Origin of the sequence: Pseudomonas sp. Irchel 3E20 (genome assembly GCF_900187645.1) — a bacterium.
GTDB lineage: Bacteria > Pseudomonadota > Gammaproteobacteria > Pseudomonadales > Pseudomonadaceae > Aquipseudomonas.
In genome coordinates this window covers 19,153-30,755 of record NZ_FYEE01000002.1, presented here as the reverse complement: position 1 = coordinate 30,755, position 11,603 = coordinate 19,153, and the positions used below count along the sequence as shown (strand labels likewise).

Below are 11,603 nucleotides of genomic sequence, written 5' to 3'. Positions count from 1 at the left end.
GGTCAGGTCCTGATAAAGGTCGGCCGCCAGGCCAGGGCGAAGCGTTCGAGCACACGCACCAGGCTGTCGATAGCCAGGCCCAGCACGCTGTAGATCAGCAGGCAGATGACAATGACGTCGGTGCGCATGAAGTCCCGCGCATCGTTGACCAGGTAACCGATACCGGCGTTGGCGTTGATCTGCTCGACCACCACCAGGCCCAGCCAACTGATGCCGAAGGCATAGCGCAGGCCAACGAAAAACGCCGGCAAGGCACCGGGCAGCACCACATGGATGATCTGCTCCCCGCGCGAAAGGCCGAGCAAGTGCGCCGCCTCCAACAATTTGGGGTCGAGGCTGCGGATGCCGGAAAACAAGGTCAGGTAAATCGGGAAAGTGGTGCCCAGGGCAATCAGGGCGATCTTGGGCGTCTCGCCCACGCCGAACCAGAGGATGAACAGCGGCACGATGGCCAAAAACGGCAGGGTGCGCAGCATCTGCATGGGCGAATCGACCACCAGCTCACCGCGGCGCGACAACCCGGCCAGCAGCGCCAGCAGCGTGCCGCAGCCCACGCCAATCGCCAGGCCACTGAGGGCACGGCGCAACGACACCAGCAAGTGGCCGCCCAACTCGCCACTGGCGAGCATCTGCCACAAGGTGCCGCCAATGGCACTCGGCGCGGCCAGCACCCGTGGCGGCAACAGCCCGGTGCGCGCGGCCACTTCCCAGGCCAGCAACAGCAGCAAGGGGCTGAGCAACCGCGCCCCACCCTCGCGCCAGCCGCGCCAATGGGCGATGCGGGTGCAGCGGGCGAAAGAGGCAGCAACGAGGGGCGCGGGCATGGCAACGTCCTTGATTCAGCGCAGTGAGCCCCATCCTAACTACATAAAAAACGTCCGTGAAATTCGCTTTGGTTCTAACCTAATATAGAAATTGCGCATCAACATGAGATTCTATTATGCGAACTAACAAGACATAGAGGCGCGCATCTGTGGGAGCGGGCCTTGCCCGCGATGGCGGCCTGGCGGCAGGGGGAACGACACAACTGGGGGGTGCGGTTTTTTGCAAGCAGTCCGCCAAGGCAGCCCCGCAACAGCCCCCTCTTTTGTCAGTGCTTGCCCACCCGCGCCGCAACCATTTCGCCGAACAGGCCCACCGGTTCTTGCAGGTTGCCCAAAAAGCGCGGGTGGATCAGCCACAGGTCGATCACCGGTTTGAAATCCGCCACCGGAACGATGTCGAGTTTGTCGCGGTGACTGCTGTTCTCCAAAAGCGGCAGGGGCACCAGGCCAAAGCCCAGGCCGTTGGCGATCAGGCCCAGTTGCAGTTCGGTGCCGAAGGTTTCCAGGTTGATCTGCAACGACAGCCCCTGGGCGCTCAAGGCCCGTTGCAGGCCGGCGCGAAAGCCGCAGCCGTCGGGGTTGAGCACCCAGCCGCGCTGGTAGCAGTCGGCCAGTTTGTAGCTGCGCTTGCGCACCTCGCCTTTGGCCGCAACCACCACCAGATTCATGCTGCCCAGGGAGCGCCCCACCACGCCTTCGGGGAATACCTTGCCGGCCGGGAACAGTGCCGCCACCACGTCCAGTTCGCCGTTTTCGACCTTGCCCAGCAAGTGGCTGCCCCAGCCCGTGGCGACCGAGGTGTGCAGTTGCGGGTAGAGGGTCTTGAGCTGGCTGAGGGCATCGAGCAGCACCACATCGCCGATGGTTTGCGGCACGCCGATGCGCAAGGCGCCGCTGGGCGCGCCGTCGCTGGCCACCAGTTCGCTCAAGGCGTCGATGGCACGCAGCACTTCCAGGCATTGGGCGTACACCCGCAGCCCCATGCTGGTGGGTTTGAGGGGCTTGGTGTTGCGGTCGAGCAACTCCACCCCCAGGGCTTCCTCGAAGTTCTGCACGCGGCGGGTGATGGCCGGCTGGGTCAGTTGCAGGGAATCGGCAGCCTGGCTGATGGTCTGGCAGCGGATCACGGCAACGAACGCGTTGAGATCATCTATCTTCATTCTTTTTTCGCATAATAAATGACTGGAAAAATGTGCAGAAAGAATAATACCTTTTAGCTCGCTCGTGTAGTCCGCGTTGTTTTACGTTGTTTCCACGGAGGGAGCTCAATGCCCCGAAATGCCCCAGCCCTTGACCCCAACCCACCGAACCTGGCGCGCTTGCGCCTGTTCATCGAGCAACTCGCGCACCTGCTGGAACAACCGGCCAGCGAAGCGCAACAGCTGCACGCCGCCGCCCCGCTGCTGGCGCAACTGGTGAGCCACGACGACTGGCTGCCCGAAGCCTTCGCCCAACCCGACCCGCAGCGCTACCAGCAGTTTTTGCTGCACGCCGATTCACGCCAGCGCTTTAGCATCGTCAGCTTCGTCTGGGGGCCGGGGCAGCGCACGCCGGTGCACGACCATCGGGTTTGGGGGCTGATCGGCATGCTGCGCGGTGCCGAGTATTCCCAGGCTTTTGCCCGTGACGCCGATGGCAGCCTGAGCGCCGCCGGCGAGCCGGTGCGCCTGGCGCCCGGGCAGGTGGAAGCGGTGTCGCCGCGCATTGGCGATATCCACCAGGTGGCCAATGCCTACGCCGACCGTGTGTCCATCAGCATCCACGTGTATGGCGCCAACATCGGCGCGGTAGAGCGCGCGGTGTACAGCCTCGATGGCAGCGAAAAACCCTTTATCTCCGGCTACAGCAATCGCCTGTTGCCCAACCTTTGGGACCTGTCCCTGGAGCCCCGGCCATGACCCGCCCTGCCCGTCGTACCCACGCTGATATCCGCCGCGCCCTGCTGGCGCGCGAGGAACTGGCCCTGCTCGATGTGCGCGAAGAAGCGCCCTACGCCGAGGCCCACCCGCTGTTCGCCGCCAACATCCCCCTGGGCAAACTGGAGCTGGAAAGCTACGCGCGCATCCCCCGGCGCAATACGCCGATCACCGTCTACGACAACGGCGAGGGCCTGGCGCAAGTGGCTGCGCAGCGCTTGCTGGACCTGGGCTACAGCGATGTCGCCCTGCTCGACGGCGGGCTCGCCGGTTGGCAACGGGACGGCGGCGAGGTGTTCAAGGACGTCAATGTGCCGAGCAAGTCCTTTGGCGAACTGGTGGACGCCGAGCGCCACACGCCGTCGCTGTCGGCCGAAGCGGTGCAAGGGCTGCTCGATGCCCGCGCCGATGTGGTGGTGCTGGACGCCCGGCGCTTCGACGAATACCAGACCATGAGCATCCCCGGCAGCACCAGCGTGCCCGGCGCCGAACTGGTGCTGCGGGTGCGCGAACTGGCGCCCAACCCGCAGACCCGGGTGATCGTCAACTGCGCCGGGCGCACCCGCAGCATCATTGGCGCCCAATCGCTGGTCAACGCCGGCATTCCCAACGAAGTGGCGGCGCTGCGCAACGGCACCATCGGCTGGACCCTTGCCGGGCAGGCCCTGGAGCACGAGCAGCAGCGCCGCTTTGGCGAGGTCAGCGCGGCCAACCGGCAACTGGCCCAGGCCTCGGCCCGCGCCGTGGCCGACCGCGCCGGTGTAACCCGTGCCCACCTCGCTGATCTGCACCAGTGGCAGGCCGAGGCGCGGCGCACCACCTACCTGCTGGATGTACGCACCCCCGAGGAGTTCGAAAACGCCCACCTGCCCGGCTCGCGCCCCGCCCCCGGCGGGCAACTGGTGCAGGAAACCGACCACATCGCCAGCGTGCGCGGCGCGCGGTTGGTGCTGGTGGACGACGACGGCGTACGCGCCAACATGAGCGCCTCGTGGCTGGCGCAAATGGGCTGGGACGTGGCGGTGCTCGACGGCTTGCAACACGCCGATTTCAGCGAGCGGGGCGCCTGGCACACACCCTTGCCGCCCCAGCCCGGGGCCGACACGGTCAGCCCGCAAACCCTGGCCCACTGGCTGCACACCCCCGGCACCCAGGTGCTGGACTTCACCAGCAGCGCCAACTACGTCAAGCGCCACATCCCTGGCGCGTGGTGGGCCTTGCGCAGCCAACTGGCCCAGGCCCTGGAACACATCCCCGTGGCCGAGCGCTACGTGCTGACCTGCGGCAGCAGCCTGCTGGCGCGCTTCGTGGTGGCCGAACTGCAGGCCCTGACCGAACGCCCGGTGTTCGTCCTTGAGGGCGGCACCGCCGCGTGGATCGCCGCCGGCCTGCCCGTGGAAGAAAGCCGACAGCAATTAGCCGCGCCGCGCATCGACCGCTACCGCCGCCCGTACGAGGGCACCGACAACCCCCGCGAGGCCATGCAGGCTTACCTGGATTGGGAATACGGCTTGGTGGAGCAACTGGGGCGTGACGCCACCCATGGTTTTTTTGTGATTTGAGCGCGGGGCTGAACGCGCAGGGTATGTGTGTGGGGGGCGGGGTCAGCCTCCCTTCCACAATAGGCCTGCTGCCAAAAATTCTCAGGCACCCTCACCGCCCAGCGAATTTACCTATAGGCAAATAGCAATAATTCTCGATATCATTCGCGACTTTTCCGCCCTCCGTGCCTGGTCAAGAAGGATATCCATGTCTGGCTTCAAACCCGACCCGCTGTCGGCCGAGTCCTTTCGCGGGTTTTATGCCGACATCCTGCATTTCCTGCGCAAGCGCACCGACAACGCCAATGACGCGGCGGACATGACCCAGGACGTGTTCGCCCAATGGCTCGACTACCGCGACCGGGCCAAGGTCGAGCAGCCCCGGGCCTTTTTGTTCCAGATGGCGCGCAACCTGCTGCGCGACCATTGGCGCCGGCAGAAGGTGCGCCACTTGGTGCACGGCCAAGCCCCGGCGGATGCACAACCCCTGGCGGACGAGAGCACCGACCCCATGGCCGCGACCCAACGCCTGCAACGGCTCGAACAGCTCAAGGCGGTACTTGCCGAACTCTCGCCGCGGCGCCGCGAAGCCCTTATGCTGCATCGCTTCGAGGGCTTGAGCCAGGCACAGATCGCCGCGCGCATGGGCATTTCCGTCAGCATGGTGGAAAAGCACATCGCCTTTGCCCTGTTGCACTGCAAACAGCGCCTACAACCGGAACATGGCAAGGAGCAGCCAGAATGACCCGCCTTCGCGGCCTAGAAAACGCCCTCGACGCCGACAGCGTCGATGCCCAGGCAGCCCATTGGTTCGCGCGCAACCGCAATGCCCCCGACCGCGCCACGCGCAAAGCCTTTGCCAGGTGGCTCGACGAGCCAGCCCACGCCCGCGCCTACCATGAGTTCGAGCAACTGTGGGTCGACCTGGCCGAGCTCCAGCAACAGGCCAAACCGCGCCCGCTAACGGCGCGCAACCCCCTGCCCTGGCGCCCCGCGCTGGCGGTGGCGGCGGTGCTGGTGTGTGGCCTACTGGCCTTCAACCTCGGCGCGCCGCTGGCCCTGTACCAGCAGCAGATCGCCGCCCAGGCGAGCGGCCCGCGTACCTTCGAATTGCCCGATGGCAGCACCTTGTTCGTCAACGCCAACACACGCCTGCACATCGAGTTCAGCGCCCAGCAGCGCAACGTTTACCTGGAGCAAGGCCAGGTGTATCTGGAAGTGGCCGCCGACAAGGAGCGGCCGCTGTGGGTGCACTCGGGCGAGGCCCGTGTGCGGGTGGTCGGCACCGGGTTCGACGTGCGCCGCGGCCAGCAGCAATTGGTGGTCAGCGTCGCCCACGGGCAGGTGGCATTCACCCCCGCCTCCAAAAGCGCCGAACCCACCCTGCTGAGCGCCGGGCAACAGGCCCGCTACGACCTGGCCACCGCCACCCTGAGCCAGCACAACCTGGCCCCCGAGCAGGTGGCGGACTGGCGCAGCGGCCACCTGGCCTTTCGCAACCGCGAACTGGCCAGCCTGGTGGATGAGTTGAACCTCTACCGCGCCGTGCCGGTGGAGTTGGCCGATGCTGCGCTGGGGCGCTACAAGGTGTCCGGCAACCTCGACGTCAAGAACCCCGACGCCCTGCTGATGGCCCTGCCGGCGCTGATCCCGGTGAACACCGTGGCCCTGGGCGGCGGTCGCCTGCGCATCGAGGCGCGCCAATAAGCCCTTATGAGAATATTTTGCATTCGCATGTGAGGGTTTCTTCGCCTGCCCCGTCTTCCTCCCGTCTGCGTGCTGTGCGCAGGCCTTTTTGGCCGTTTTGGCCACACCGGGGGGATTTAATGTTTCGCGTGCCAGATCATTTCCAGCGCCTCTGCCTGCGCCCAACCGTGCTCGCCACCTGCCTGGCGTTCAGCCTGCAAGCCCAGGCCGAGTCGATCAACCTGCACCTGCCGGCCCAACCGCTGGCCGCCTCGCTCAGCCAAGTGGCCAAGCAGGCGCGCATCCAGCTGTTGTTCGACGAAGCCTTGCTGCGCAACGCCCAGGCTCCGGCGCTGGAGGGTGACCTGAGCCCCCAGGACGCCATCCGCCGCTTGCTCCAGGGCAGCGACTTCAGCCTCGTCATGGTCGGCCAAACGTACGTGGTGCGCCCCAACGAAACCGGCACCACCAGCAGCGAGAGCATCAAGCTCGGCGCCCTGAGCGTGATCGGCGACGGCCAGCAAGTGAATGCCGCCACCGTCGGGCGCTCGACCCTGAACCAGGCGGAAATGGACCGCCACCAGGCCAACAACATCCCCAGCCTGATCGCCACCCTGCCCGGCGTGACCCTGGGCGGCTCGCTCAAACCCGGCGGGCAAACCATCAACATCTGGGGCCTGGGCGACGCCGAAGACGTGCCGATGACCGTAGACGGCGCGACCAAAAGTGGCTTTGAGCGCTACCAGCAAGGCGCAATCTTCATCGAACCGGAGCTGATCCGCCGCATCGAAGTGGAAAAAGGCCCGCACTCGCCCCTGACCGGCAACGGCGGCTTCGGCGGCACCGTGCACATGGAAACCAAGGACGCCCCCGACCTGCTGCAAGAGGGCCGCAACAGCGGCGCCATGGTCAAGTACGGCTACAGCAGCAACGACCACCAGCAGGCCTACACCTCGGCGGTGTTCGGGCGCAGCGATGACGGCCGCTTCGACGCCCTGGCCTACTGGACCAAGCGCGACGGCGACGACATGAAACTGGCCAGCGCCCAGCCCGACCCGCAACACGAATACCCGATCAACCCCAAGCGCCAGCCCAACACCGCCCAGGACCTGGAAGGGGTGCTGTACAAGCTCAACATGCAGGTCACCGACGAGCACAGCCTGGGGTTCAGCTACTCGCGTTCGGACAGCGACATCTGGGCGCCCTTCTCGGCCAAAAGTTACCCAGCACCGCCCAGCCAACGCCTGATAGACCGCTTGGGCTACGAAGGTGCCCTGAGTTACTACCTGGCCCAGCGCAACACCGTGGACACCACCTGGGTAGCCAAGTACCACTACCAACCGCTGGACAACCCGCTGATCGACCTCAAGGTCAGCTACTCGGACTCCACCACCGACCAGCACGACAAACGCGGCCCCAACGCCTACTTCCAACCGGTCACGGGCGGGCGTGAAATCACCGTGGGCTACGAAGACCGCCTCGTCGAAATCAGCAACGTCGCACTGTTCGCCACTGGCCCCCTGGAACATGCCCTGACCACCGGCGTGCAGATCCGCAAGCACGAGCGCGAAGTGGACATGTGGATGCCGGGCAACACCTACGGCACCGCCAAGTACAACTACGGCCACTACCAACCGGGCTTCATGCCCCACGGCAAAGTGGACAACAACGCCTTCTATATCCAGGACGCCGTGACCTTGGGTGACTTCACCCTGACCCCATCACTGCGCTACGACCACGTGCGCAACCGGGGCGAGCGCAACGACGCGCCGTTCTACAACAGCCCCAACCCCAAAGACGGCCACGACTACGGCAACAAGACCTACACCGGTTGGTCGCCGCGCCTCTCGGCCTTCTGGAAGGCCACGCCGAACCTGGCCCTGTTCGCCGACTACAGCAAAACCTGGCGCGCCCCGGTGATCGACGAGCAATACGAAGTGCAGGCCGCCGGCAGCAGCCGCTCGGCCACCAGCCGCCACCTCGACCCCGAGCGCATCACCGCCCTGCGCGCCGGCACTATCCACAACTACGACAGGCTGCTGACCGACAGCGACAGCGTGCAACTGCGCACCACGGTGTTCCACAACACCATCAAGGACGAAATCCTCAAGGCCACCGGCGTCGCCTGCGCGGCGCAGCTGGAAAACGGCCTGAGCATCGGCGATGGCGGCTGCCCGGGCGTGGAAACGATGCCGGTGTACCGCAACATCGGTGACGTGACCATCAAGGGCTTCGAGTTCGAGAGCTTCTACGACTCGACCTACCTGTTCGGCACGCTGTCGTATTCGTGGATCACCGGCAAGCACCAGGGCGCCTACACCAACCCCTGGGGCCCGAACGTGTGGGCGCGGGACATTCCACCGCGCAAATGGGTGGCGAGCCTGGGGGTGAAGATCCCGTCGTGGGACGCGCAAGTCGGCTGGCAGGGCCAATGGGTACGCCAAACCGACCGCACCCCCTATGACTCCTACGCCAGCGGCCCGGCCAGCGATATCGGTGACTTCTACTGGCGCCACTACGAAAACAAGCGCTACAACGTGCACGGCCTCTTCGCCCACTGGAAACCGCAGCAGGCGTACCTCAAGGGCACCGAAGTCCACTTCACCCTCGACAACATGTTCAACCGCGACTACCGCCCACCCCTGAGCGGCGAGAACGCCGCCAGCCTGGGGCGCAACGCCAAGGTCAGCGTGACGCGGTTTTTCTAAGCAGGGCTTTGCCCCGGTGGGAAAGGGCCCGGCGTGCTTTCGCAAGCGTGCTCAGCGCATAAGGGCCCGTTTGCGCGGGCACGGCCAGGGTTACGAATTGTCGTAGGCCGATTCCCACCAATCGCGTCCGTTTGGTCTGATTTCGCGCAATAAATTGCCTCGCTAGCATCGCGTTTTGTCCTGCGCGAGTGCGTGCCATGCCGCCATCCTCTCCCCCAGAAACCGCTGTCCCCGCCGACAACATGCGCGTCGCCCTGGCGTACATCACCGGCGCCCCGGAAAAACTCTTCGACGCCAGTGTCGATACCGCCCTTTGGGTGTGGGAGGCGATCCAGGGGGACTTCAACCAAGACCGCAGCACCGGGCAAATCGCCTTCGACGCGGCGGTCTCCATGGTGCCCTTGGTGGACCAGGTCTGCGACATGCGCGATTTGGTCGCCAACTGCCGCGAACTGCAAAAAGACCACAGCAACACCTGGGCCTGGGTCGGCCTGTGCCTGACCCTGATCGGCCTGTTCCCGGTGCTCGGTTCCCTGGTCAAGGGCGTGCTGAAAATCTTCTTCCTGTTTATCCGCCGCTCCGGTGGCCATGCCGTGGAGCAGGCCGTGGACGAGGCGATGACCTGGGTCATCACCCTGCTGCGTAAAAAGGAAGTGGTGAAGTATTGGCGTGGCATGAAATGGGGCCAGGTGTTCCAGACACTGGCCGACGCCATCAAAAAGGTGCGCAACCAAATAGACGTCTTGAGGTTACTGCACGCCTTCGACCGGGGCATTGCCCTGCTCAACACTTTGCTGGGCAAAGTCAAATACGTCCCCGGGGCCGCCGCCAAGGCCGAGCAAACCCTGAACATGGTCAAGGCCGTGCGCCTACAGGCCAATGCCCATATCGGCAAAGCGCTACAACCGATACGCGACGCCCTCGACATCGTGATCCGCCGGCTGGAAATGGAAGACCTGATGCAGCATCGGGCGATCTTGAACACGGTGAATGTGCACTTTCACGGCGGATTGCCCGAGGCGCGGGCGGTGAAATTGATGCGGGATGCGAAGCCGTTGCCGGGGTGGTTGAGTCGGGGAAAACCGGGGGTGTTTAAGCCGCTGAAGGCGTCTAAAGAGAGAGCAAAGGTCAAGGAGAAAGCTGAGCAAGGCTTTCCGTACCTCGATGATAAGCAGATCAGAACCTTCGCAAAGGGATTGGAGGCAGTTGAACTGGTCGGCCCCCTACGCCTTTACCGCATCATAGGCCCCGGCAGTGTTGCCAGCGCCCAGGACTGGGTCACGGAAGCCGTGTTCAAGCAAATCATGGACTCAGCCAACCCCAAGTCTGCCTGGCGCAAGTACCTGGCCGTGTGGCCGGACTGGAACGTCAACGGCCAGTTCGTGGTGTACGAACTCAAGGCCGGGGAAACCCTCAAGGTCTGGAAAGGCCCCGCTGCGTCCCAGGTCAAAGCGCCCAAGGCTGGTTTGCCGGATCGCTATCTAGAGGGCGGCTGGGAGCAAATCAAGTTCGATTCCAAGTTCATCCGTAATAGCGCCGGCGAAAGCACCGCTGAAGCCTTCGACACCCTGACCTACTACCGCGTGGATCGCCAGACCGGTCGCATGGAGCCTGCCCCGGACATGAACTACGAGCGTTACAAGAACATGTCGCCAGAAGAACAGGAGTTCTATGAGTGCCTGCGCGAAAAAATCAATCACCCCGCCATCAGCGGCCCCTTTGATACCGCCTGGGGCATGACCGACTTTGATACCCAACTCAGCAATGTGCGCCTCGGCCTGCCCAACTTGCCCGGCCAAGTAACGGAGTTTAAAAAATGAATCCGCTTTATCCGATGACCCCGACTTATCACCTGTCTCTTTGGCAAAAACGCCAAGCGGCGATGCTCTATTACTACTCGTCACAAAGTTACCTGGACGCTTTGTTGCCCAAGATCGACGAGTTGATCGTCATGGCCGAGATGCTTTTAGAGCGCCGTTCGATTCTCGACCCCCTGATGGTCAGCGAACGTTGGGGTGTACGCGATACGGCAGCCAACTGGAGCACCGGCGGTTTTCCAGCCTTGATCGAGTACAGGGAAAACACCATGTGGGATATGGCCAAGCGCGCCGACCAGTGCTACGGCATCACGGGAACCAATCAATGCGCCCATATGCTGGGTGAGTTTTCAATGCAATGGGCCACTGCAGAACAGGAGAAAGCTTTTCGCGAGCGGGCCAACGAGGTGTTTTCCTACGGTTTTAAGATTGACGGTGTCATGGAACGGGGCTGGAACGATGTGATTTTTTGGGTTATTTGGCAGCAAGTTAAAGGGCACTTTGCGCGCTTGCCGAAATTTAAAGTGCATATGGATATTGAAGGTGAAACCGGGGAAGTTCCGCCACGTACCGGTGTCTATGTCTCTCAGGATGATCCTCTCGGTGCCCTGCAATTTGCCTGGACCGGAGGCGGTGAAGGTATGTGGAAAACGCTGGAAGAATGCAAAACATTCAATGATATAGGCCTGGACGCCTTGAAAACCTTGGGACGCGCAGGCTTATGGGGCGATGAAAACGGACTTGCAAGGTTCATTGAGCAATCGCCCTATAAAGGCGTCTTTAAAGAGTCGTACTTCTACGCTCGTACCCGAGTACAAGTTCACTCTTTCACCGAACGCCCCTGCAAGTGGTACTTCGTCGAACTTCTCGAAGGCGAGTTTGAAGACAGCGACCCCGACGCCATGGCCGACGCGCCGGGCAGCGAGCCGCAGCACCCGCCGCGCAAAGCCAGCGGTGAGCCTTGCCCCCACGCCGGTTGGTGGTTCAGCCCCGCCCGTGAAGGTTCGCGGCAGTATTTTCGCGATGGGGCGATTTTTCCCAAGCTGGAAGGCGACTACGGCTACACCTTCTGGCTCTGGAGCCCGGATCAGTCCAGGCCAACACTTTGATC

9 protein-coding genes are annotated in these 11,603 nt (G+C 63.6%); 7 read left to right on the top strand and 2 right to left on the bottom strand.

Annotated features, from left to right (window positions below; all coding sequences use genetic code 11):
* Nucleotides 1-2 precede the first annotated feature (2 nt).
* On the bottom strand, nt 3-824 hold the full coding sequence (locus CKW13_RS03520; RefSeq protein ID WP_095107087.1) for an ABC transporter permease: 822 nt from the start codon (nt 822-824) through the stop codon (nt 3-5).
* A 266-nt stretch (nt 825-1,090) separates the two neighbouring features.
* Nucleotides 1,091-1,984 (bottom strand): LysR family transcriptional regulator, encoded by an 894-nt coding sequence (locus tag CKW13_RS03515; protein WP_095107085.1) that lies wholly within the window; start codon nt 1,982-1,984, stop codon nt 1,091-1,093.
* A gap of 108 nt (nt 1,985-2,092) precedes the next feature.
* Here CKW13_RS03515 and CKW13_RS03510 point away from each other — a divergent pair, with 108 nt between their 5' ends.
* From CKW13_RS03510 to CKW13_RS03480, 7 genes are all read left to right on the top strand, one after another.
* Complete coding sequence (locus CKW13_RS03510; RefSeq protein WP_095107083.1) at nt 2,093-2,722, top strand: cysteine dioxygenase; 630 nt, start codon at nt 2,093-2,095, stop codon at nt 2,720-2,722.
* A complete protein-coding gene (locus CKW13_RS03505; RefSeq protein ID WP_095107080.1) occupies nt 2,719-4,302 on the top strand; it encodes a rhodanese homology domain-containing protein in 1,584 nt (527 codons plus the stop codon). Before CKW13_RS03510 ends, CKW13_RS03505 begins: the two co-directional genes overlap by 4 nt.
* A gap of 187 nt (nt 4,303-4,489) precedes the next feature.
* Nucleotides 4,490-5,026, top strand: coding sequence for an RNA polymerase sigma factor (locus tag CKW13_RS03500; protein ID WP_095107078.1), 537 nt, complete (start codon nt 4,490-4,492; stop codon nt 5,024-5,026).
* The gene (locus tag CKW13_RS03495) at nt 5,023-5,988 is read left to right on the top strand and encodes a FecR domain-containing protein (protein WP_095107077.1); all 966 of its coding nucleotides are present in this window, start codon (nt 5,023-5,025) and stop codon (nt 5,986-5,988) included. Before CKW13_RS03500 ends, CKW13_RS03495 begins: the two co-directional genes overlap by 4 nt.
* Before the next feature lie 119 nt (nt 5,989-6,107).
* Nucleotides 6,108-8,675 (top strand): TonB-dependent receptor, encoded by a 2,568-nt coding sequence (locus CKW13_RS03490; protein ID WP_095107075.1) that lies wholly within the window; start codon nt 6,108-6,110, stop codon nt 8,673-8,675.
* A 197-nt stretch (nt 8,676-8,872) separates the two neighbouring features.
* Nucleotides 8,873-10,495 carry a hypothetical protein gene (locus CKW13_RS03485; protein WP_095107074.1) on the top strand — a complete coding sequence of 541 codons (1,623 nt, stop codon included), beginning with the start codon at nt 8,873-8,875 and terminating at the stop codon, nt 10,493-10,495.
* On the top strand, nt 10,492-11,601 hold the full coding sequence (locus CKW13_RS03480) for a hypothetical protein (RefSeq protein ID WP_095107073.1): 1,110 nt from the start codon (nt 10,492-10,494) through the stop codon (nt 11,599-11,601). Before CKW13_RS03485 ends, CKW13_RS03480 begins: the two co-directional genes overlap by 4 nt.
* Nucleotides 11,602-11,603: the final 2 nt, after the last annotated feature.